The sequence below is a fragment of the Phenylobacterium sp. genome, assembly GCF_036501465.1.
Taxonomy (GTDB): Bacteria; Pseudomonadota; Alphaproteobacteria; order Caulobacterales; family Caulobacteraceae; genus Phenylobacterium.
Genome location: NZ_DASYAF010000149.1, coordinates 72,862 through 96,282 on the forward strand (window position 1 = coordinate 72,862; position 23,421 = coordinate 96,282).

Annotated in this window: 17 protein-coding genes; 13 read left to right on the plus strand and 4 right to left on the minus strand. The window is 70.1% G+C overall.

Features of this window, described 5'->3' with window-relative positions; all coding sequences use genetic code 11:
• Positions 1–99 precede the first annotated feature (99 nt).
• Both VGL85_RS16880 and VGL85_RS16885 read left to right on the plus strand, forming a co-directional pair.
• Positions 100–1,611 (plus strand): S10 family serine carboxypeptidase-like protein, encoded by a 1,512-nt coding sequence (locus tag VGL85_RS16880; RefSeq protein ID WP_331590148.1) that lies wholly within the window; start codon positions 100–102, stop codon positions 1,609–1,611.
• Positions 1,608–3,116, plus strand: a complete 1,509-nt coding sequence (locus tag VGL85_RS16885; RefSeq protein ID WP_331590149.1) for a S10 family peptidase — start codon at positions 1,608–1,610, stop codon at positions 3,114–3,116. The genes VGL85_RS16880 and VGL85_RS16885 overlap by 4 nt, the downstream gene beginning before the upstream one ends.
• Before the next feature lie 18 nt (positions 3,117–3,134).
• On the opposite strand, the gene VGL85_RS16890 is transcribed toward VGL85_RS16885, so the two are convergent.
• From VGL85_RS16890 to VGL85_RS16900, 3 genes are all read right to left on the minus strand, one after another.
• Positions 3,135–4,280, minus strand: a complete 1,146-nt coding sequence (locus VGL85_RS16890; protein ID WP_331590150.1) for a serine hydrolase domain-containing protein — start codon at positions 4,278–4,280, stop codon at positions 3,135–3,137.
• 56 nt (positions 4,281–4,336) lie between these two features.
• The gene (locus VGL85_RS16895; protein ID WP_331590151.1) at positions 4,337–5,596 is read right to left on the minus strand and encodes an aminotransferase class V-fold PLP-dependent enzyme; all 1,260 of its coding nucleotides are present in this window, start codon (positions 5,594–5,596) and stop codon (positions 4,337–4,339) included.
• A 168-nt stretch (positions 5,597–5,764) separates the two neighbouring features.
• Positions 5,765–6,247 (minus strand): Lrp/AsnC family transcriptional regulator, encoded by a 483-nt coding sequence (locus VGL85_RS16900; protein WP_331590152.1) that lies wholly within the window; start codon positions 6,245–6,247, stop codon positions 5,765–5,767.
• 162 nt (positions 6,248–6,409) lie between these two features.
• On the opposite strand from VGL85_RS16900, the gene VGL85_RS16905 reads away from it, so the two are divergent.
• The 11 genes from VGL85_RS16905 (at position 6,410) to VGL85_RS16955 (ending at position 22,639) form a co-directional block, all read left to right on the plus strand.
• Positions 6,410–7,576: a pyridoxal phosphate-dependent aminotransferase gene (locus tag VGL85_RS16905; RefSeq protein ID WP_331590153.1), complete on the plus strand. Its 1,167-nt coding sequence runs from the start codon at positions 6,410–6,412 to the stop codon at positions 7,574–7,576.
• Between the two features lie 240 nt (positions 7,577–7,816).
• On the plus strand, positions 7,817–10,864 hold the full coding sequence (locus VGL85_RS16910; protein WP_331590154.1) for a TonB-dependent receptor domain-containing protein: 3,048 nt from the start codon (positions 7,817–7,819) through the stop codon (positions 10,862–10,864).
• A 104-nt stretch (positions 10,865–10,968) separates the two neighbouring features.
• Positions 10,969–11,928, plus strand: a complete 960-nt coding sequence (locus tag VGL85_RS16915) for an ornithine cyclodeaminase family protein (protein ID WP_331590155.1) — start codon at positions 10,969–10,971, stop codon at positions 11,926–11,928.
• The gene (locus tag VGL85_RS16920) at positions 11,925–13,622 is read left to right on the plus strand and encodes a hypothetical protein (protein ID WP_331590156.1); all 1,698 of its coding nucleotides are present in this window, start codon (positions 11,925–11,927) and stop codon (positions 13,620–13,622) included. Before VGL85_RS16915 ends, VGL85_RS16920 begins: the two co-directional genes overlap by 4 nt.
• 31 nt (positions 13,623–13,653) lie before the next feature.
• The gene (locus VGL85_RS16925; protein WP_331590157.1) at positions 13,654–14,595 is read left to right on the plus strand and encodes an ornithine cyclodeaminase family protein; all 942 of its coding nucleotides are present in this window, start codon (positions 13,654–13,656) and stop codon (positions 14,593–14,595) included.
• 128 nt (positions 14,596–14,723) lie between these two features.
• Positions 14,724–16,742, plus strand: a complete 2,019-nt coding sequence (locus tag VGL85_RS16930; protein ID WP_331590158.1) for an amidohydrolase family protein — start codon at positions 14,724–14,726, stop codon at positions 16,740–16,742.
• Positions 16,739–18,469, plus strand: a complete 1,731-nt coding sequence (locus VGL85_RS16935; RefSeq protein WP_331590159.1) for a PDZ domain-containing protein — start codon at positions 16,739–16,741, stop codon at positions 18,467–18,469. The genes VGL85_RS16930 and VGL85_RS16935 overlap by 4 nt, the downstream gene beginning before the upstream one ends.
• A gap of 10 nt (positions 18,470–18,479) precedes the next feature.
• A complete protein-coding gene (locus VGL85_RS16940; RefSeq protein ID WP_331590160.1) occupies positions 18,480–19,796 on the plus strand; it encodes an APC family permease in 1,317 nt (438 codons plus the stop codon).
• Positions 19,797–19,823: 27 nt separating this feature from the next.
• On the plus strand, positions 19,824–20,246 hold the full coding sequence (locus VGL85_RS16945; RefSeq protein ID WP_331590161.1) for a RidA family protein: 423 nt from the start codon (positions 19,824–19,826) through the stop codon (positions 20,244–20,246).
• Positions 20,247–20,608: 362 nt separating this feature from the next.
• Entirely contained in the window at positions 20,609–22,414 is a 1,806-nt protein-coding gene (locus VGL85_RS16950; protein WP_331590162.1) for a sodium:solute symporter family protein, read from the plus strand.
• A 9-nt stretch (positions 22,415–22,423) separates the two neighbouring features.
• Positions 22,424–22,639 carry a hypothetical protein gene (locus VGL85_RS16955; protein ID WP_331590163.1) on the plus strand — a complete coding sequence of 72 codons (216 nt, stop codon included), beginning with the start codon at positions 22,424–22,426 and terminating at the stop codon, positions 22,637–22,639.
• 10 nt (positions 22,640–22,649) lie between these two features.
• Here the strand turns inward: VGL85_RS16955 and iolB are convergent, their stop codons facing one another.
• The gene (iolB, locus tag VGL85_RS16960; protein WP_331590166.1) at positions 22,650–23,408 is read right to left on the minus strand and encodes a 5-deoxy-glucuronate isomerase; all 759 of its coding nucleotides are present in this window, start codon (positions 23,406–23,408) and stop codon (positions 22,650–22,652) included.
• Positions 23,409–23,421 lie beyond the last annotated feature (13 nt).

Sequence of the window (23,421 nt, forward strand, 5' to 3'; positions counted from 1 at the left end):
GGCGCATGGATCATGCGCTTAGGGGACGCGCGCCGCGATGTTTGCGAAGATAATGCGATGCGGGCGCGCTAACCTTCGCGCCTATTGGGGGAGCGTCACTTGAGCCCATCTGCGCGTGCAATCCTGGTCGCGGCGGCCGTCGCGCTGGCCGCCACATCCGCCGCCGCCGCCGGCGCCCCGGCGGCCGCCCCGAAGACCGGCTATCCGCCCCTGGTCAACGGCGACGAGCCGGTGGTGGTCACCCAGCACAGGATCACCGGCCCGCGCGGCCCCCTGGCCTATGAGGCGCGCGCCGGGCGGATTCCGATCCGCAACGCCGAGACCGGAGAGGTCCGCGCCTGGGTGTTCTTCACCGCCTATGTGGTGAAACAGCCGCCGGGGGCGAAGCCCAGGCCACTGATGTTCGCCTGGAACGGCGGGCCGACCGGCCCCTCGGTGCTGGTGCAGACCGAGCTGCTCGGCCCCCGCCGGATCGAGGGCGCGACCTTCGTCGATAACGCCGAGAGCCTGCTTTACACCACCGACCTGGTGTTCATGGATCCGGTGGAGACCGGCTTCTCGCGCCCCGCCAAGCCGGAGTTCGACAAGGAGTTCCTGTCGACGCTGGGCGACTTCGCCCAGACCGCCGAGTTCATCCGCGCCTGGCGCGTGAAGTTCGCCGCCGAGAAGCAGCCGCTGTTCCTGTTCGGCGAAAGCTACGGCACCTGGCGGGTGAACGGGGCGACCGAGCTTCTGGAAAAGCGCGGGATCAAGGTCTCCGGCGCCGTCCTGCTGTCCGGCGGCGTGCCCGGCTCGCTGATGCCCTTCGAGTTCCAGGACGCCTACTACATCCCGGCCCGCACGGCGGCGGCCTTCTATCACAAGCGCCTGCCGCCCGACCTGATGGCCAACCGCGAGGCGACGCTGAAGGCCGTGGACGACTGGGTGGCCAACACCTACATGCCGGCGCTGGCCCACGTCTCGACCCTCTCCGAGGCCGAGAAGGACAAGGTCGCCAACGAGCTCGCCCGCTTCACCGGCATCCCGGCCTCGATGGTCGACCGCAAGACCCTGGTGGTCTCCAACCGCGCCTACCTGCAGGGCTTCTTCGGCGGCGACCGGTCCAAGACGCTGAACACCTACGACATGCGCCAGTTCGGGGCCGAGCATGAGGCGCCCGGCTACAAGGCCGCGATCACCGACTACCTGCGCGGCGAGCTCGGCTACCGCACCGACCTCAACTACGTGGACCTCGAAGAGGGCTACATGCCGACGCCCGGCCCGGCGCGGCGCTCCACCGGCAGCCGCTGGAGCTACAACCACACCGAGATCACGCCGGAGATGATGGCGCACATGCAGGCCGGCGGCGGGCCGCCCGCCTCGCAGCCCTGGCTGCAGAACGCCATGCGCAAGGACCCCGACATCAAGGTCTTCGTGGCCGCCGGCCGCTACGACAGCCTGAACATGTGCGAGGGCAACCTGAAGATGACCGGCAAGCTGGAGCCGGCGCTGTCGTCGCGCTTCTCCGACCACTGCTACGAGGGCGGGCACATGATGTACAAGGTGCAGTCGACCCGTCTGCAGCTCGCCAAGGACCTCGAGGCTTTCATCAAGGGCGCGAGCCCGAAATGACGCGCCGCGCCCGGCTTGGCGGCGCGGCCCTGGCCGCCGCGCTCGCCGCCGCCCTGGCCGCCACCGCGCCGGCATGGGCCGCCGACCCGACGCCGCGCGTGGCGGTGACCCACCATGCCGGCCAGTTCAACGGCCAGGCGATCGCCTACACCGCCACGGTGGAAGAGCACTTCCTGCACGACGCCAAGGGCGCGCCCACCGCCTCGGTGATCACCATCGCCTATGTCCGCGACGGCGTGGCCGATGCGGCGAAGCGGCCGGTGCTGTTCTGCTTCAACGGCGGGCCGGGCGCCTCGTCCTCGCCGCTGCACACCCAGGCGCTGGGCCCCAGGCTGCGCGACGAAGGCCAGCTGGCCGCGCGCAATCCCACCGGCTTCCACGACAATCCGTACAGCCCGCTGGACGCGGTCGACCTGGTGTTCATCGACCCGGTCGGCACCGGCTTCTCGCGGCCGCTGCCGGGCGTGGACGGGCGGCCGTACTACAGCGTCACCGGCGACGCCCTGGAGGTGAAGGGGATCATCGCCGACTGGCTGAAGGCCAACCACCGCGAGGCCTCGCCGCGCTTCATGCTGGGCGAGAGCTACGGCACCAACCGCGCCGCGGCCATCGTCAAGAACGGCAAGGACCTGCCGTTCGACGGGGTGATGCTGGTGGCGCTGGCCGCCGCCACGCCGGGCCGCGAAATGCCCTACGTCTCGTCGCTGCCGACCATGGCCGCCGGCGCCTGGTATCATCAGAAGATCGACCGCAGGGGCCGCAGCGTCGAGCAGGTGTTCAACGAGGCGCTCAATTTCGCCCGCACCGACTATGTCACCGCCCTGATCGAAGGCGGCAGCCTGCCGGCGGCGGACAAGCACCGTATCGCGGCGAAGATGTCGGCGCTGATCGGCCTGCCGGTCGACTTCATCGAGGCGCACAACCTGCGCATCTCGAAGAACGACTGGATGTTCAACCTGTTGAAGGACAAAGGCCTGCGCACCGGCCTGCTGGACGTCACCGTCACCGGCCCGCTGGTGGAAGGCGCGGAAGGCGGCATCGACGACCCGGCGCTGGGCGTCGTGCCCAAGCGCCCGGCGGGCGCCCCGGCCGGCCCGCCGCCGACGCCGGCCCAGATCGGCCCGGTGCCCTCGCCGGCGGTCGGCGCCTACATCACCGGCGAGCTGAAGTTCCCCACCAGCGACACCTATATCGGGGTCAATTTCCTGGTGAACTCGCAGTGGAGCTACGAGAGCCGCGGCAACGACTTTTCCGCCCGCTCCAACGACTTCGAGGCCCTGGGCGCGGCCCTGCGCGCCAACCCGAAGATGCGGCTGTTCTGGGCCGGCGGCTACTACGACCTGACCACCCCGGCCTACGGCGCCCACTATACCCTGGACCAGGTCGGCGTGCCGGGCGGCCAGCTCGACGCCAACTACTTCCCAGGCCCGCACGGGGTCTATGCGGGCGAGGTCAACCTGAAGCGCTTCGACGCGGCGGTCCGGGCCTTCGTGACCAGGAAGTAGCGCGGCGCGCGCCGGCGGTCAGATGATCCCGAGCGCCGTCCACATCGCCATGGAGAGGCCCAGACCGCGCATGTCGCCGGTGGTCGTCGGCGCCATCTTGTTCATGACGTAGGCGAAGGTCGTGCGCGCATCCATGTCGATCAGGATAAGCGAGCCGCCGTAGCCGCCCCAATAGCAGCTGTTCGGGTTGGGCAGCGGCAAGGTCGGGCTCGGCAGGCCGAAGCCCATCCCGAACCGGGCCGGCATGCCCAGCACCAGGTCCTTGCCCTCGATCTGCAGTTCCAGGGCCTTGCGGCAGCCGGCTTCGGAGAGGAAGCGCCGGCCCTTGGCCACCCCGCCGTTGGCCAGGATGGTGTGGACGAGGGCGACCGAGCGGGCGTTGCCCGTCCCGCCGGCGGCGGGGATCTCGGCGCCGCGCCAGCCCCGCGTCCGGGTCGCCGAGACGTGAACGCCGGGGTTGTTGAAGCTGACCTTCTGGATCTCGCTCTGATCCGGGGCCTCGCCGGCCCCCTGCCCGGCCGGCGGCGGGATCAGCTCAGCGACGCGGCCGTCCTCCGAGGCCGGCAGGCCGATCCAGAAGTCGGCGCCCAGGGGCTCGGCGATCTCCTCGCGGAACACCGTCCCAAGCGACTTACCGGTCACGCGGCGCACCACCTCGCCCACCAGGTAGCCCTGGGTGATGGCGTGGTAGCCGGAGGCGGTCCCGGGCTCCCACAGCGGCGCCTGGGCGGCCAGCAGGGAGGTCATCTTTTCCCAGTCGTAGAGGTCGTCGTTGGTGACCGGCTCGCGCCAGCCCGACAGGCCGGCCGAGTGGGCCATCAGCTGGCTGACCTTGATGTCGGCCTTCCCGTTCGCCGCGAACTCCGGCCAGTAGCGGGCGACCGGCGCGTCGAAGTCGATCAGGCCGCGATCGGCGATCAGCAGGGCGGTCAGCGCCGTCATGGTCTTGGTGGTCGAATAGACGTTGACGATGGTGTCCCGCTCCCACGGCCGCGTGCGCCCGGCGTCGGCGAAGCCGCCCCAGAGGTCGACGACGATCTCACCCTCCACCGTGGCGCAGAAGCACGCGCCCACGTCGGCCCCGCTCGCCAGGTTGGCCTCGAACGCCGCGCGCACCGGCGCGAAGCGCGCCTCCGCCAGGCCCTGCACCGATCCGTCAGCCATCGCGATCTCCGTTTCCGCGACAGTGCTACAGAACTGCGGGCCGCGGGTCGACCGCCTCAGGCCGGCGGCGCCTTCGGCAGGGCGGCCAGCAGCCGGTCGATGTCGTTCATGTCGTTGAACACCGAGATCGAGGGCCGGAAGCGGTGCTGGGAGACGGTGATCCGCACGCCGGCCTTGTTGAGGATCTCCGGCAGCTTCTTGCGGGCGTCCTTCAGCGCGAAGGCCACCAGCGGCGTCTTCGTGCCCAGCGGGGTCAGCGGCTCGTAGCCGCGCTTGCGCAGGTCGGTCTGGATCGCGTCGATCATCGGCTGGCGCCAGGCCTGGATCGCCGGAACCGTCAGCTGCTCGATCAGGCCCAGCGAGTAGTCGAGCTGCACCGGCCCGGTCCACGAGGTGGTGCCCATGCCGAACCGGCCGGTGGCGCCGGGATCGTAGCCATAGTCCGCCACCTCGGGCGCCGGCGTGTCATAGGGGAAGACGTGGGTGATGAAGCGGCCGCCCACCTGGTGGTAGCCCCACCACGGCCGCGGGACGCGGTCCTGGATCTCCTTGCGCACATAGAGGAAGCCCAGGCCGAAATCGCCCATCAGCCACTTGTAGGAAGACGAGGCGGCGAAATCGACGCCGGCGGCGCGCAGGTCGATCGGGGTCGAGCCCGCCGCGTGCACCGAGTCCACATAGACGTAGGCCCCGTGCGCGTGGGCGATGTCGCAGACCGTCTTCAGGTCGTGGGCGAAGCCGTTGGTGGTGGAGACCGCGCTGATGGCGACGAGCTTGGTCTTGCCGTTCACCGCCGCGGCCATGGCGCCATAGTCGATCCGGCCCTCCCTCGTCATCGGCAGGGTGACGACGTCGACCCCGGTCTTCTTGAGCTCCTCGTAGGTGTAGAACGAGCCGAAGAAGTGCAGGGCGTCGGTGACGATGCGGCCCTTCTCGGCCGGATAGCCGAGCGCCTTCAGGACCAGGTTCTCGCCCATGGTCGTGGACTGGATGAAGCAGAGCTCGGACGGCTCGGCGCCGACCAGCCGGGCGAACCGCTCCATCACCCGCTTCTCGATGGCGTCCATGTTCAGGTTCGGGGCGCCCTCGGCGCGGGTCTTGTAGGCCAGGTAGTCGCCGAGCGCCGTCTGGGCCCCCAGCGGCATCGGGTGTGTCGAGCCGGAGTCCAGGTAGACGTAGGGCATCTTCGCGAACAATGACCTAGCCGGGAGACTCGGCGCCGGAAGGACGGCCGCGTCGGCGGCGGCTTTCCCGGCGGCGGCCAGCGCGGGGGCGGCGGCGGCGGCCGTGACCAGCGCGCGGCGGGTGAAACTCATCGCAAGACCTCAGGCGTCTTCCAGCGCATGACGCGCCCCCGCCCGATGCTAGTCCCGCGCGGCCGAATTATCCTTGCTTAGTTGAAAGGCGGCCTCCAGCGGCGCGGATCGAATATGCACGCGGCCGGACGAACCCTGCATCGCCTATGCGCCGATCGCCGGAATTGATCAGCGGAACTGTCGGGCGCGCAGCGGGATCGCGGTTGTGCTCTTGGATTCCGACAGGGTCACGATCGAGCGCACGTCGATCACGCCGGGCAGCTTCAGGATCACGTTGAAGATGAAGTCCTGGTACCAGATCACGTCCGGCGCCAGCACCTTCAGCATAGCGTCCATCTCCCCGAACACGGTCCAGCATTCGAGGATTTCCGGGATGTTGTGGATCGCCTTGTGGAAGGCCGCGCGCTCGTCCTCCGACAGGGTCGTCATCTTCACCTGGGCGAAGATCTGCATCTTGAACCCGAGCCGCTGGGGATCGACGATCGCCACCACCGACTTGATGAAACCCTCTTCGCGCAGGCGCTGGATGCGCCGCCAGCAGGGCGATTGCGACAGGCCCACGCGCTCCGCCAGCTCGGCCGTCGACAGCGAGGCGTCGCGCTGCATCAGGTCGAGGATCTTGATGTCGATGGCGTCCAGCGTGACCGGCATATCTTATGTCCGTCTTACGATGTTGCTGCATAGCGGATGCGCCATCGGAGGCCGACAAGCGGCACAAAGGCAAGAAAAACCGCACCTCGCGGATAGGATTGGCTCCGGGATCCCGGCATCCATGACGGCGCGGGATAGTCGAGTTCTCTTGGGGGCGGCGTCTTGAATTTTCCGCGCACGGCGGAGGGCCGCGAACCGCTGGGACACGAGGCCGCCGACAGCTATTCCCGCTGGATCCGCACGGCCATGAAGACCACCGAGAACTGGTCCGAGGCCGCGGTCCTGTTCGATTCCACCATGCGCGAGCCCACTGACCTTCTGATGGACGTGGTGCGCGACGCCTTCGCCGGCGGGGTGACCGACCGCTACCAGAGCGTCTTCGCCGAGGGGAACCGCTTCGTCGTCGGCCACATCGCGGCGCGCTATGGCGTGGCCCCCGAGCAGGTGATCGGCACGACCGGCGCCACGAGCGCGCTGGCCCTGGTGCTGAAGGCCCTGGTCGCGCCCGGCGACAACGTGATCATCGAGCGGCCGCGCTTCGACCTGTTGCCCATGCTGGCGCGTGACGCCGGCGCCACGGTCACCGACCTGCCGCGCCGCGCGCCGGACTACCAGGTCGACGCGGCGGAGCTGGAGGCGCTGATCCGGCCGGACACCCGGCTGGTGATCCTCACCCAGCTGCACAATCCGACCGGCGCGGCGCTCGGCGCGGAGGCCTTGAAGACCCTGGCCGCCCTGGCTCGCAAGACCGGCGTGCCGATCCTGGTGGACGAGGTCTACGCCGACTTCCTCGACGGCGGCGTCTATGCCGCGACGGCCGCGCCGGAGTTCATCAGCGTGGGCTCGCTGACCAAGGTGCAGGGCCTGTTCGCGCTGAAATGCGGCTGGGCGGTCGCCTCGCCGCAGATGACCGCGAAGATCAACGCCGCCACGCCGCAGGGCGACTACGGGGTCTCCAAGCTCGCCCACGCGGTCGCCGCCCTGGTGCTGGAGAGCCGCGAGGCCTTCGACGCCCATTGGCGGCGGCTGCTGGCCGACGCCCGCCCGGTGGTGGCCGAGCATGTGGGCCGCATGCTGGGCGACGGCCTGCTGGAGGGCGACCTGCCGGCCCAGGGCTGCATGTACTTCCCCCGCGTCGTCGGCGTCGACGACACCCGCGCGCTGGCCGACTGGCTGTGGCGCAAGCACCGCATCGTCGTCCCGGCCGGCGAGTTCTTCGGCCAACCCGGCCATGTCCGGATCGGCTTCGGCAGCGGCCAGCCCGAGGCTCTGGACCGCGGCCTCTCGCGGCTCGGCAAGGCGTTGAAGGCCTACCCCGGCCGCAGCTAGCCGGCCGCCGCCCCGGACGCGATTCCAGCCTCCTTTGGTAGGTTTGCGCATTGGCCATGCAGGACGACCCCCGGCGGCGCATAGGCCATGTTTGACGCTCGGGTGACGCTTTCAAGAACGAAAAGAAAAACCGGTGTCTCGCGACTAGCTTTCCTTTCAGGGTGCGGCGGCCTTGCGCGCAATAGACGTCAACGTGGGCGTCGCGGAGTCGCCGGCGAGAACTTGGGGGATAGAATGAACATGCGCTCTGTTCGGCGGCGGCTGCTCGCCTCGACCACCGTCGGCGGACTGGTGCTGGCGGCCGGCCTCGCCGCCCAGCCGGCGGCGGCGCAGACCAGCGCCGCGGCGGCCGCGCCATCGACCACCGCTTCGGAGGTCGTGGTCACCGGTTCGCGCATCAAGCAGGCCGCCACCGACACGCCGGCGCCGGTGGAGGTGGTCAACGCCCAGGACCTGAACGACCGCGGCTTCGTCACCGCCGGCCAGGCGCTGAACGACCTGACCTCGATCACGCCTGCCCAGGCGCTGTCCACCGGCCCCGGCGTCGCCTCCGGCTCCGGCCAGACCTTCCCCAACCTGTTCAACCTGGGGCCGGGCCGCACGCTGACACTGGTGGACGGCCGCCGGTTCGTGACCTCCGCCACCCCGGTCACCGGCACGGCTTCCGGTTCCGGTTCCGGCGTCGACACCAACCTGATCCCCATCGGCCTGATCGACCACGTCGACGTGGTCCAGGCCGGCGGCGCGGCGGTCTACGGCTCCGACGCCATCGCCGGGGTGGTGAACTACGTCCTGAAGCAGAACTTCCAAGGTCTGGAGATGGACGCCCAGGCGGGCGAGACCTCGCGCGGCGACTATCCGCAGTACAGCCTGCGCGCCACCGCCGGACGCAACTTCTTCGGTGACAAGGGCAACGTCGCCCTCGACGTGGAATGGTCGAAGTCCGACCCGCTGACCAACGATGACCGCCCGACGCCGGCGCTGTCGCGCAGCACCAGCGGCACGACCGAGATCCTGAATTCGCGGTTCTATGAGTTCAACACCAACGGGGTGATCTTCACCATCCCGGCGCCGACCCCGGCCTGCGGCGGCGCCAACTGCTTCCTGCGCGCCGGCGGCGTGCCGCAGCAGTTCTCCGCCGACGGGACAAGCCTGATCGCCTTCAACCCGGGCCTCAACCCGACCACCGGCGGCACGGCGCTGATCCCGCCCTTCGCCACCGGCGGCGACGGCTTCCCGCTGAAGGACCTGTCGGGCCTGCTGTCCGGCGTGGAGCGCTACAGCGCCAACCTGCTCAGCCACTACGACATCGACGACCACATGAAGCTGTCGGGCTCGCTGCTCTACGGGCGCACCCGCGGCGACGACCCGGTCGGCAGCCAGGGCTTCAGCCAGACGATCCTGAACACCGCCGCCTCGGGCTCGGGCCCGATCCAGTTCAACCGGACCAATCCGTTCCTGACGGCCTCGGAGATCGCGGCGCTCACCGCCGCCCAGCCCAGCTTCGGGGCCGGCGCGCCGCTGTTCCTGTCCAAGGACTTCGTGGACCTGCTGCCCAGCCAGGACTTCATCACCACGACCGACAGCTGGCGCGCGATGCTCGCCCTCGACGGCGACTTCAACCGCTTCGACCGCAACTTCTACTACAGCCTGAGCTACAGCTACGGCCAGGTCGACAGCAAGCAGCAGGGCTGGGCGATCAACAACGCCAAGTTCAAGAACGCGATCAGCGCGACGACCAACGCCCAGGGCCAGATCGTCTGCTCGATCAACGCGGTGACCGTGGTCGATCCGTCCTGCGCGCCGATCAATCCGTTCGGCGCCAATACCGCCAGCCAGGGCGCGGGCATCTATGCGTCCGTCCCGATCGGCTCGTCCTACGAGAACCAGCAGAACGATTTCCTGGCGACCCTGGGCGGCGACATCTTCAAGGTCCCGGCGGGCGACCTGAAGTTCAGCGTCGCCTATGAGCATCGCGCTGAATCCCAGGTGTTCCGCCCCAACGCCGCGGAGCTGCAGGGCCTGACCGGCACCGGCGTGCCGGTGGTGCCCACCTCCGGCCGCTACTACACCAACGAGGTCTCGGGCGAACTTCTGCTGCCGATCCTTGGCGAAGGCTTCAACGCGCCGGGCTTCAAGTCCGTCGATCTTTCGGCGCAGTACCGGTTCGTCGACAACTCGATCGCCGGCACCGAGGACGTCTGGGGCGTCGGCCTGCACTGGGAGGTCGTCAACGGCTTCACCCTGCGCGCCTCGCGCAGCCGCAACTTCCGCGCGCCGACGCTGTTCCAGCTGTTCGCGCCGCAATCGACGGGTCTGGCGGGCGGCATCGAGGATCCCTGCGACAGCCGCAACGTCAACGCCGGCACCAACCCGGCGGTGCGGGCGGCCAACTGCCTGGCGCTGTTCGCCGCCAACCCGCTGTTCGGCACGGGCAACGCCGGCACCGCCCCGGTCGGCGCCTCCGCGGCGGCCCGCCTGGCCGGCTTCCAGGACACCTCGAAGAACTTCAGCACCGCCCTGGTCACCAGCGGCGGCAACGCCCAGCTGCAGAACGAGATCTCCGACACCACCACCTTCGGCTTCGTCTTCCAGCCGGCCTGGGTGCCGGGCCGCCTGACCGTGGTGGCCGACTACATCCGGCTCGACCTGACCAACGGCCTGACGGGCTTCACGCCCAGCAACTTCTCCCAGGCCTGCTTCGACGCGCCCGGGGCGAACGGGGCGACCTGCGGGTTCTTCACGCGCGACGCCAACGGCAACATCGCCACCGCCGTCAGCACCACCTTCAACGCCGCCTCGCTGAAGTACCGGGGCGAGACGATGGACGCGACCTATCGCTTCCCGTCATCCTGGATCCTGCCGTTCGACAGCGAGGGCAATATCGAGCTGGGGACGGAGGTCACCCACAACGAGACGCTGAAACAGACCGTCCAGGGCGTGGTCACCGAGATCGTCGACACGGTGGGCCAGGCCGGCCTGCCGGAACCCCGCTGGGTGGTCCGCGCCGACGTCCGCTATATCCGCGGGCCGCTGCGCGTGACCTACGAGGCGCACTACCTGCCGGCGGCGCTGGCCGTGGCCGGCGCCAACGCGACGAACAACGCCCATCCGGTGATCGACTCCAACCTGCGCCACGACATCTCGGCCTCCTACGACTTCGGCGAGCGGTTCCAGGTGCGCGCGGGGATCAACAACTTCACCGACAAGATGCCGTCCTATCCGACGCTGAGCTACGGCGACATCATCGGCCGGGCGTTCTTCGTCGGGCTGAAGGCCAAGTACTAAACAGAACCCGCCGTCTGCCCGGTCGCTGCGGGACGGACGGCAGGTGGGCGGCGGCCGATCCCAAACCGGCCGCCGCCCGTCTTCTTTCTGGAGTGCCGACCGCCGTGGGCCAGCTTCGGGTTTTCGACGCCGCCGAGGTCCGCCGCCGCTTCGACCCTGACGCCGCCCGCGCCGTGGTGCGCGAGGCGATGATCGCCCTCTCCGACGGGCGCGTTCGCCAGCAGCTGCGCAGCTTCATCGGCCTGGGCGACGGGCGCACCTTCGCGATCATGCCGGCCGCATTGGGGGAGCGCGCCGCCTTTGGCGCGAAGCTGGTCAGCGTGTTCATGGGCGCGGACGGCCGCAAGCATCACGAGGGCGTGGTGGTCCTGTTCGACGGCGAGACCGGCGCGACCAGCTGCATCGCCGACGCCGGCGAAGTCACTGCGCTGCGCACCCCAGCCGCCAGCGCGGCCGCCACCGAGGCCCTGGCCCGGCCCGACGCCGACAGCCTGGCCGTGCTGGGCCTTGGCCGCCAGGCGCTGGGCCACATCCAAGCGATCGCCCGCGTCCGACGGCTCGGGACCGTGCGGGTCTGGGGCCGCGACCCGGGCCGCGCCCAGGCCTTCGCCGAGCGGGCCACGCGCGAGACCGGCCTGCCGGTGCAGGCGTTCGCCGACGCCGAGCGGGCGGTCGAGGCCGCCGCCATCGTCTGCACCGTCACCGCCGCGGCCGACCCGGTGCTGAAGGGCGCGTGGCTCGCGCCGGGCGCCCATGTGAACCTGGTGGGCTCCAGCGGCCCAGCCCAGGCCGAGGCGGACGACACGGTGGTGGCGCGCGCCCGCTACATCGTCGACCACCGCGAGCACGTCCTGGCCCACGGCGGCGAGCTGCTGCGCGCCCTGGCGCACGGCGCGGTGGACGAGACGGCCATCGCCGCGGAGATCGGCGAGGTGTTCGCCGGAACCAGGCCCGGACGCACGTCCAGGGACGAGATCACCGTCTACAAGTCGCTGGGCCACGCCGTGCAGGACCTGGCCGTCGCCCAATGGCTCTACGATCTGACCCCGGAAGCCGCCGCATGAGACCCGTCCTCGCCGCCGCCCTGACCGCCGCCGCGTTCAGCCTTTGCGGCTTCGCGCCCGCGCCCGGCGATTTCTCGGTCCTGCTGAAGCCCTCGGCCATGGACCAGGCGGCCGGCAAGGGCGCGGTGGACGTCACCCTGCGCATCCCCGCCGCCGACGCCCCGGCCGGCGCGCCGGTGCTGCGCCTGCCGATCGTCATCGCCAACACCGACACGGTGGCCAACACGCTCAGCGGCCTCTCGGCCCGCGACGACGACGGCCCGGCGCCGCTGAGCGTCAAGGACGACGCCCCGGCCATCGAATATTCGCGCCACTGGATCGCCGGCCGCGCGATCAAGGGCACGCTTACGGTCCACTACCGCGCCCCGGTGGACGACACCCCGCCGCCCCGCGGCTCCGGCCCGCCCTATAGCCTGCGCACCGAGGGCGGCGGGGTCAGCGGCGTCGGCAACACCTTCATCCTGCTGCCGGAGGGCCGAAAGCCGCGGCCGGTGACGCTCGCCTGGGACATCTCGGCTCTGCCGAAGGGCTCCGGCGCCATGTCCAGCTTCGGCGAGGGCGAGGTCCACCTGCCGGCCGGGCCGGCCGACCGCCTGCACCGGGCGCTCTACATGGCCGGGCCCATGCACCGCGAACCGGCGGCCGTGAAACAGACCGGCTTCTCCGCCGCCTGGCTGGGCGAGCCGCCGTTCGATCCGCGCCCGCTGATGGTCTGGGCCGGCAAGCTGCACGGCTGGATGAGCGGCTTCTTCAAGGATCCGGCCGAGCCGCCCTACCGCGTGATCCTGCGCTACAACCCGATCAACGCCGGCGGCGGCGCGGCGCTGACCAATTCCTTCCTGCTCACCTGGGGCGAGAGCGCCAAGGACCCGGAGCGCCTGAAGGGCACCCTGGCGCACGAGATGATCCACACCTGGACCGCCACCGGGCTGGGCGGCCAGTGGTATGGCGAAGGCATCGCGGTGCACTACCAGGCCCTGCTGCCCTGGCGCGCCGGGATGATCTCGACCAGCGACTTCCTGAACGACATCAACGCCACGGCGCGGCGCTACTACACCAACGCGCTGAACGGCACGCCGGACAGGGAGGTCGCGCCCAGGTTCTGGGAAGACACCCGCATCCGCACCCTGCCCTACGACCGCGGCGCGCTCTATTTCGCGGTGCTCGACGGCAAGATCCGCCGCGCCTCGGGCGGCAGGAAGAGCCTGGACGACCTGATCGTCGAGATGGTGCGCAAGCGGCGGGCCGGCGGGGCGACGGACGAGGCGGCCTGGCTTTCCCTGCTCGACCAGGCCCTGGGGCCGGACGGCCGCAAGCTCCACGCCGACATGCTGGCCGGCAAGCTGATGCTGCCGGAGGCCGGCGACTTCGGCCCCTGCTTCACGCGCACCACGGCGAAGTTCCGCCGCTTCGACTTGGGCTTCGAGCCCAAGTCGCTGGTCGGCGACGTCAAGACCATCCGCGGCCTCGACCCCGGCTCCGAAGCCGCCAAGGCGGGCCTGAAGGACGGCGACGTGGTCACCTATTCGGTGGCGCTGGACAGCGTGCAGGGCGACCAGAAGCGCCTGCTGACGCTGAAGGTCACCCGCGACGGCCGGACCTTCGCGGTCACCTACCTGCCGCGCGGCGAGACGGTGGACGCCTATCAGTGGGTCCGCAAACCCGGCGTTCCCGACAAGGCCTGCGTCTACTAGGGTCGCCGCGTCGTCCAGACGGGAGCCCGGCATGAAGGTCATCGACCGCGAAGAGGTGCGCGAGCGGCTCACCTACGAGCTCTGCATCCCCCTGGTGCGCCGCGCGATGATCGCGCTCTCGCGCGGCGAGACCAAGCAGCTGCTGCGCCAGATCATTCCGCTGGGCGGCGGGCGGATGTTCGGGACCATGCCGGGCGCGCTGGGCGAGCGCGCCATGTTCGGCTGCAAGATCGTCAGCGTCTTCCCGGAGAATTTCGCCAAGGGGGTCCAGTCGCACCAGGGCGTGGTCGCGCTGTTCGACGGCGAGACCGGCGCGCCGGTCAGCATCATCCACGCCGGCGAGGTCACCGCCATCCGCACCGGCGCCGCCAGCGCGGTGGCCACCGATGCCTTGGCGCGGCCCGACGCGCGGCGCATGGCGATCCTGGGCTATGGCGAGCAGGCCATGACCCATGCCCGCGCCATGGTCCAGGTGCGGCCGCTGAGCGACATCCGCATCTGGGGCCGCGACCCGGCCCGCGCCGCCAGGGCCGCGACCATGCTCACCGCGGAGCTCGGGCTGCCGGTCACCCCGATCGCCGACGTCCAGACCGCGGTCGCCGAGGCCGACATCATCTGCACCGTCTCGTCCGCCAAGGAGCCGATCCTCAAGGGCGCCTGGGTCGCGCCGGGGACCCACGTCAACATCGTAGGCTCCAGCTTCGCCGGCCCGACCGAGGTCGACCACGAGCTGGTGATCCGCTCGCGGTTCATCGCCGACTACCGCGAAGGCGTGCTGGCCCAGGGCGCGGAATTCCTGAAGGCCAAGGAGGCCGGGCTGATCGGCGACGATCATGTGGTGGGCGAGATCGGCCAGGTGCTGGACGGCAAGCTCGAGGGCCGTCAGTCGCCGGACCAGGTGACGGCCTACAAGTCGCTCGGGCATGTGGTGCAGGACCTGGCCGCCGCCCAGGCGCTCTACGAAGCGGTCTAGCATGGACTATGCCGCCGCTTCGCCGCGGTCGCATTGAACTTGCCGGGTTTCAGAGCCGCTCTCGCCAGTTCGAATAGAAATACCGCCCCCCGAGGATAGGATAGTCCCGGCTATCGGGGGAGTTCGCCATGGGGATCGGCCGCAGCGTGATCATCGGCGCGGGCCTGGCGCTGAGCCTGGCCTGGGCGGCGCAGGCGGCCACCCAGAGCTTCGTCGCCATGGCCGGCGGCGAGAAGGTGGGCCACCTGACCGCCGAGGTCACCGGCCGCCACGTGGCCATCGACTATGCCGTCGTCAACAACGGCCGCGGGCCGAAGGCGCGCGAACAGATCGATCTGGACGCGGCGGGCTTCCCGACGACCTGGACCATCGAGGGCGAGAGCCTGTTCGGCGCGCCGGTTCACGAGCACTTCACCTGGAAACCCGGAACCGCCGAGTGGGCGAGCCAAGCGGATCACGGCTCGGTTCCCGCCGCCAAGCCGGTGCTCTACATCGGCAACGACGTCAGCCCCTGGATGCTGGGCGTCTATGTGAAGGCGCTGCTCAAGGCGCCCGGCCACACCCTGCCGGTGCTGCCGTCCGGCGCCCTGCGCGTGCAGGAGATGCGCAAGATCACGCTCGGCGAAGGCAAGGCCGCGCAGGCGCTCACCATCTACGAACTCTCCGGCATCGACCTCAGCCCGGAATACGTCCTGATGGACGCCAAGGGCGAGCTGTTCGCGGCCGGGGGCGTGATCCGCGCGGGCTACGAGAGCGAGCTGCCCAAGCTCGCCAAGGTGAACCGCGAGATCGCCCAGGCGCGCGCCGAGGACGCCCAGAAGCAGCTGGCCCACCGCTTCTCAGGGCCCGTGCGCATCCGCAACGTGCGCATCTTCGACCCCGTGGCCCTGAAGCTCACCGGCCCATCGCAGGTGGTGGTCTATGGCGATCGCATCGCCACCGTGACGCCCGAGGACGGCAAGCCCGCGCCGAAGGGCGAGACGGTGATCGACGGCCAGGGCGGGACGCTGGTCCCCGGCCTGCACGACATGCATTCGCACACCAGCCTGGCGTCCAACCTGTTCAACCTGGCCGCCGGGGTCACCGAAACCCGCGACATGGGCAACGACAACCAGAGCCTGCTGGCGATGATGGACGGGTTGAACGCGGGGCGCCTGGCGGGGCCGCGCATCGTGCGCAACGGCTTCCTGGAGGGCCGAAGCCCCTATTCGGCCCGCAACGGCTTCATCGCCGACACCCTGCCCCAGGCCATCGACGACGTGCACTGGTACGCCGACCACGGCTATTGGCAGATCAAGATCTACAACAGCTTCCCGCCGGATTGGGTGGCGCCGGTGGCGGCCGAGGCGCACCGGCTGGGCATGGGCGTCACCGGCCACGTGCCGGCCTTCTCCTCGCCCGACCGGGTGATCCGCGACGGCTATGACACCATCGCCCACATCAACCAGCTGATGCTGGGCTGGATCCTCGACCCCACGGAGGACACGCGGACGCCGCTGCGGCTCACCGGCATGGCGCGGGCCAAGGACCTGGACCTCAGCTCGCCCCGGGTGCGCACGACCATCGCGTTGATGAAGAGCCACCACGTCTCGCTGGACACCACCACCATGACGCTGGAGCGGCTGATGCTGTCGCGCTCGGGCGAGGTGCAGGCCGGCGACCGGCCCTACCTGGACCACGTGCCGATCGGCTACCAGCGCTACCGGCGGCGCAGCTTCGTGACCATCAAGAGCCCGGCCGACGACGCCGCCTACCAGCAGAGCTTCAAGAAGATCCTGGAGGTGATGAAGCTGCTCGACGATGAGCATATCCAGATGCTGCCGGGCACAGACGACACCACCGGCTTCGCCCAGCTGCGCGAGCTGGAGCTCTATGTCATGGCGGGCATCTCGCCGGCCCGGACGCTTCGGATGGACACCCTGGACTGCGAGACCTACTTCGGCCGGGCGAGCGAGCTCGGGAGCATCGAGCGCGGCAAGCTGGCCGACTTCATCCTGGTGGACGGCGACCCGACGCAGGACATCTCCAAGATCCGCAACACCCGGATGACCATGGTCGGCGGCGTCGCCTACTACCCGTCGGAAATCTACCGGTTCCTGTCGATCCGGCCGTTCACCACCCCGCCGCCGGTGAGCGTGGCCCCATGACCATCCTTGGGAACCGGTGGCGCCTGACCATCGTCGCCGCGGCGTTGGCCGCCAGCCTGGCGGTGGGCGTCGACGCCGGCCGCGCCGAGGGGCCGCCGCCGAAGCTCGACCTGACGCTCTCCCCGCATCCCGCCGGCGGCGCCGACAGCTATCTCGGCGTGCGCATGGTGCTGGAGCATCCGGACCTGAAGGCGGGCGCCGGGCTGATGCGCCTGCCGCTGAAGCTCGTCGGCATCCCGACCGCCCGCTATGATGGCGAGGCGCTGAGCGCCCGCGATGACGAGGGCGCGATCCCGCTCAGCCAGAGCGAGGAGCCGCCGACGCCGCAGGGCGTCTACCGTCGCTGGAGCGTGACGCGGCCCACCCGCGGCGACGTGACGGTGAGTTTCCACGCCCCGCCGCGCCAGGTGACAGCCGCCACCAACAACGGCCCGCTGTTCGACCTGCGCGAAGAGGCCGGCGCCTTCCTGGGCGCGGGCGTGGGCTTCATGGCGACGCCCGTCCCGCCCGGGCCGTGGCGCGTCCACCTGACCTGGGACCTGAGCGCGGCGCCGGCCGGCTCGCGCGGGGTCTGGTCCTACGGCGACGGCGCGGTGGATACGGTGCTGCCTTCCGAGGCGCTCGCCTTCAGCTACTACGCGGGCGGCGTGCTGAAACGCTATCCGGCGGGCGATGGCGGCCGCTTCGGCTACTACTGGGCCACCGAGCCGCCGTTCGACCCCGCCGACCTCGCCCAGCGCATCGAGAAGCTCTACGGCTACATGTCGGCGTTCTTCGGCGACACCGCCTCGAGCTATCGCGTCTTCGCCCGCAGCAACCCCTATCTGGGGACCGGCGGCACCTCGCTCGCCCACTCCTTCATGTTCGGCTACCACGCCGCGGCCAAGCCCACGGCCGACAGCCTGCAGCTGCTGATCGCCCACGAGATGGCGCACACCTGGCCGGCCATGCAGGGCGAGCACGGCGACACCGCCTGGTACAGCGAAGGCACGGCGGAATACTATTCGCTGGCGCTGTCCTGGCGGGCCCACGCCATCGCCCTGGACAAGGTCGTCCGTACACTGAACGAGCGGGCCGACGCCTATTACACCAACCCCTATCGCGGCCTCACCAACCCCCAGGCGGCCGAGAAGTTCTGGATCGATCCGGTGGCCCAGACGGTGCCCTATGGCCGCGGCTGGCTCTACCTGGTCCAGACCGACGCGGCGATCCGCGCGGCGTCGAAGGGCCGGCGCAGCCTCGACGACGTGGTCAAGGAAATGTACCGCCGCGAGACCGCCAAACAGCCCTACGGCATCCCGCAATGGCTGGAGCTGGTGGGCCGCGAGATCGGCCCCGCCAAGGCCAAGGCCGGCTACGATCACATGGTCTCCGGCGGCCTGCTGAAGCCGCCGGCCGACGCCTTCGCGCCCTGCCTGAGCGTGGTCAGCCATCCGGCCCGGCCGTTCGAACTGGGCTTTGCGCGCAGTTCCCTGAACGACGAGCGGGTGGTGAAGGATCTTGTCCCCGGCTCGGCGGCCGACAAGGCTGGCGTCAGGAACGGCGACGTGATCGTCGAGGTCAACGACGTCAACAAGGTGCGGTCCGACGAAACAATGGCCATCAGCTTGACCTTGCGCCGCGGCGGGACGCGGCAGACGGTGAGCTACCTGCCCCGTGGCGCGCCTGTGGAAGGCTACCGCTGGGAACGCAACCTCAAGGCGCCGGCCAGCGCCTGCCGCTTCTGACCGGACCCCGATGACAGACCAGCCGGCGAAAGGTCAGCTCCGCAAGAACGTCCGCCTGGTCGACCTGATCATGCTGGGCGCGGGCACGGCGATCGGCGCGGCGATCTTCACGGTGCTGGGGCCGGCGGCCAAGGTCGGCGGAAACGGCATCCTGATCGCCACGGCGATCGCCGCCCTGCCGATGGCGCTGTTCGCCCTGGTCTACGGCTGGCTGGCCTCGGCCGTCCCGGCGACGGCGGCCTCCTACGAGTGGCAGCGGCGGTTCACCCACCCAGCCTTCGCCTTCGCCATCGTCTGGATGCGGGTGCTGGCCAACGCGGTGGTGATGATCGTCTACGGCCAGACGCTGACCAACTACCTCGGCAAGGTGATCGACCTGCCGGCCAAGCCGGTGATGCTGGGCTTCTTCACCGTCCTCTTCGTCCTGAACTACCTGGGCGTGGCGATCGCCGCGCGGCTGCAGACGGTGCTGATGATCGGCCTTTTGGTGGTGCTTGCCGTGTTCGTCGGCGCCGCCGGGCCGCACCTGCGACCGCAGCTGTTCGCCGAGGCGCTGGCGGGCGGCTGGCTGCCGATCGCCGCGGCCCTGCCGCTGATGATCCAGCTGTTCCTCGGCATAGAGACCGCCACCGAGGTCGGCGAGGAGGTGGAGGACGGCAAGCGGGTGATCCCGCTGGGCGTGGCCGGGGCGCTGATCCTGACCATCGTGGTCTACCTGTCCGTCGCCTTCGCCGCGCTGTCCCTGGTGGGCCCGCAGACCCTGGCCGCCAGCAAGGCGCCGCTGCTGGACGCGGCCCAGGCGGCGGTGGGCGGCTGGGCGACGCCGGTGATCGTCACGGCCGCGACGCTGGCGCTCACCAAGTCGATGAACGCCACCTTCCTGGTCTTTTCGCGCTTCCTGTTCGCCATGGGCCGGGCGGGGTCGCTGCCGGCGGCGCTGGGGCGCATCCATCCGCGGTTCGGCACGCCGCACATCGCCACCATCACCGCCTTCGCGGCGGCCTGCGCGGGCCTGCTGCTGCCGTCGAGCCTGCTGTTCCTGCTGCTGGCGGTGAGCGTGCCCACCATGCTGAAGTACGCGGGCACCTGCCTGGCCGCCTACAGCGCGGCCGCCAACCACCCCGAGGTCTACGACGCGGCGCGCCTGAAGTTCAGCCGCGGGCTGGTGAAGGCGCTGTCCGCCGCCGGGATCGTCGTCGCCCTCGTCATCGCCGCGCTCGGCCTTTCCACCGACGTCCGACCCTATGGCCTGATCGCCGGCTGGCTGGTGATCGGCCTCGCCTACTATGCCTGGACCCGCCGCGCGCGCGCCGCGGCCGCCGCCTGAAGAACCAAGAAAGGTCGGAGAACCCCCATGCGCCTCGCCCTCGCCGCCTTCGCCGCCGCCCTTGCGGCGGGCTCCGCCGCCCAGGCCGCCGACTACTATCCGCCGGCCAACGCCAGGAGCCCGTTCTCCGAGGCGGTGAAGGTGGGCGACCTGTTGATGGTCTCCGGCCAGATCGGCGTGCGGCCCGGCCAGCCCGCGCCGTTCGAGGACGAAGCCAAGCGCGCGATGGACAGTGTCGCCGCCGTGCTCGGCCGCCACGGCGCGTCGATGGACAATGTCGTGAAGTGCACGGTCCTGCTGACCGACATGGGCAAGTTCGGCGCCTTCAACACGGTCTACACAAGCTATTTCAAGCCCGGCCACCTGCCGGCCCGCACCGCCATGGGCGTCGCCGCGCTGGCCGTCGGGGCCAGCGTCGAGGTGGAGTGCTGGGCGGAGGTTCCGCGTTAAGGTGAAGACTCAATCAAGAGATTGATTTTATTACCTTACGTCATGGCCGGGCTTGTCCCGGCCAGCCATACGCACCTGCGCAGAACGAAGAGCAGTGTCGGCGGCGCGGTCTGGCGCATGCACCGCGGCGTTCACGGGTGGCCGGGACAAGCCCGGCCATGACGGCTGGAAAATGATCGAGTCATCAACCTAGGCCCGGTCGGGTCGCTGCTGCTGCCCATCGCCGCCTCAGAATGCCCCTGACGACGCGTACGGCTTGACGGGCGCGCCCGGAACGCCGTCACCTTGCATCCGAAGCGGCCCGGGGACCCCGAGGCCGACGCTCAGGGCGCCGTCCAAGGCGCCTCCAGGGGGAATTCGGGATGAGCCTAGGGGCCGTCGACTGGGGCGTGATCGGCCTCTACCTGCTGTTCGTGCTCGGCATCGGCGTCGCCGCCGCGCGCCGCTCCACCAGCAGCACGGACTTCTTCCTGGCCGGCCGGGCGATCCCGGCCTGGGTCTGCGGCCTGGCCTTCATCTCGGCGAACCTAGGGGCGCAGGAGGTGATCGGCATGGGCGCGTCCGGCGCCAAGTACGGCATCTCCACCGCCCACTTCTATTGGATCGGCGCCATCCCGGCGATGGTGTTCATCGGCGTCTTCATGATGCCGTTCTACTACGGCTCCAGGGCCCGCTCGGTGCCGGAATACCTGCGCATGCGCTTCGATGAGAAGACCCGGGCGCTGAACGCCGGGATCTTCGCGATCATGACGATCCTGAACTCCGGGATCTCGATGTATGCGCTCGCCAAGCTGATCCAGGTGCTGCACGTCTTCGACGCGCCGTTCGCGGCGATCGGCCTGCCGCAGGCGTGGATCTTCCACGTCTCGATCCTGACCGCCGCGGCCGTGGTGCTGGTCTACATCTACATGGGGGGCCTCAGGGGCGCGATCTACAACGAGGTCCTGCAGTTCTTCCTGATCGTGGCGGGCTTCGCGCCCCTGGTCTGGCTGGGGCTGAAGCAGGTGGGCGGCTGGCATGGCCTGGAGACCACGCTGGGCCCCAGCTACACGCAGGCCTGGCACGGCATGGCGCACGCCTCGACCAACCGCCTCGGCGTCGACTGGTTCGGGCTTTCCATGGGCTTGGGCTTCGTGCTGTCGTTCGGTTACTGGTGCACCGACTTCCTGGTGGTGCAGCGGGCCATGGCGGCGGACTCCATGTCGGCGGCCAGGCGCACGCCGCTGATCGCCGCCGGGGTGAAGATGTTCGTCCCCTTCATCGTCATCCTGCCCGGCCTGATCGCCATCGCGCTCACCTCGGCCCCGGACCGCACCGGAGCGGCGGCCCATCCGACGGCGGTGGCGGGCGCCATCCAGCAGCACGATCCCGGGGTGATCCCGATCAAGGTCGACGCCACCACCGGCAAGCCGATGCTGGACGCCCGCGGCCGGCCGCAGCTCGACTACGACCTGGCGACGCCCAACCTGCTCCTGAAGGAGTTCCCGACCGGCATGCTGGGCGTGGGCCTGACCGCGCTGATGGCCAGCTTCATGACCGGCATGGCGGGCAATGTGACCGCGTTCAACACGGTCTTCACCTACGATCTCTACCAGGCCTATGTGTATCGCAAGGGCGACGACCGGCACTATCTGCGGGTCGGCCGACTGGCGACGGCGTTCGGGGTGTTCGCCTCGGTTGGGGCGGCGTACCTGGCCTCGCAATTCAACAACATCAACGACTTCCTGCAGCTGATCATGGCCTTCGTGAACGCCCCGGTGTTCGCGACCTTCCTGCTGGGCATGTTCTGGAAGCGGACCACGGGGCACGGCGCCTTCACGGGCCTGGCCGCCGGCACGCTGACGGCCGCCATCCACCACGGCCTGACCCTGCCGCTGGACGACATCCCGGGCCTGAAGGGCGGCTGGCTCGGGAACGTCCACACCTATCCCAGCGAGATGGCGCAGAACTTCTGGACGGCGATCTGGGCCTGGAGCGCCTGCATGATCGTCACCATCGCCGTCAGCCTCGCCACCCGGCCACGGCCCGACGGCGAGCTCGGCGGCCTGGTCTATTCGCTGACCCCCAAGGTGACAGAGGGCGTCGCCGGCGCCTGGGTGCTGCGCCCGCCGGTGCTGGGGACGATCATGATCGTCGCCGTCGTGATCCTCGACCTGATCTTCCGTTAGGAGGCAGAGATGAACTTCGACGTGCGCCTGCCCATCGGCCTGCTGTTCCTCGGAATCGGGGCGCTGGTGGCCGCCTGGGGCGCGTTCGGCGGCCCCTCGGCCGTCCGGCCGGGCGAGCCGAACATCGACCTGATCTGGGGCGCGGCCATGGCGCTGTTCGGGGCCGTGATGATGGGGCTGGTGTGGCTCGCCCGCCGCGGCGACCTGCCGCCGCCGGACGCCTGATCCCGGCCGCTCAGCCCTTGCGGACGATCCAGTCGTGGGCCGGATCGTTGCGGAAGATCCACTGCCGCTTCGGCCCGGCCATGACGTTCAGGTAGTAGAGGTCGTAGCCGTGCGGCGCGCCCACCGGATGGTAGCCGCGCGGCACCATCACCACGTCGCCGTCCTCCACCGCCATGGTCTGGTCCAGGCTGCGGTCGTCGGTATAGACGCGCTGGAAGGCGAAGCCCTGCGGCGGGTTCAGGCGGTGGTAGTAGGTCTCCTCCAGCGCCGTCTCCTCGCCGGCCGTCGCCGTGTCGTGCTTGTGCGGCGGATAGCTCGACCAATTGCCGCCCGGGGTAATCACCTCGACCACCAGCAGGCTCTCGGCGGGTTCGGTCTCAGGCAGGATGTTGCGCACGTGGCGGGTATTGGTCCCGGCCCCGCGCAGCTCCTGGCTCATCTTCGCGGCCTCGATCCGGCGCGGCGCGCCCTGGCCTGAGCCGGGCGCGGTGCAGACGGCCAGCTCCACCGGCCCCTTCGCCGTCACGGTCCAGGACGCCCCGGCCGGGACGTAGACCGCACCGGGCGCGGCGTCCTGGAACACCGAGTTTCGGCCGCCCAGGCCTGGGAAGGTTTCGCCGCCCACGCCCACGTCGGCGGTCCCGGTCAGGATCACCAGGCAGGCCTCGCGGCCCGCCTCGCCGCCGCGGGCCACGGCGCCGGCGGCCAGCTCCTGCACCTTGAAGCCCACGTGGCCCCAGCCGGCGGACTGCGGCGTCACCTCCAGCACGACGCCCTGGGGG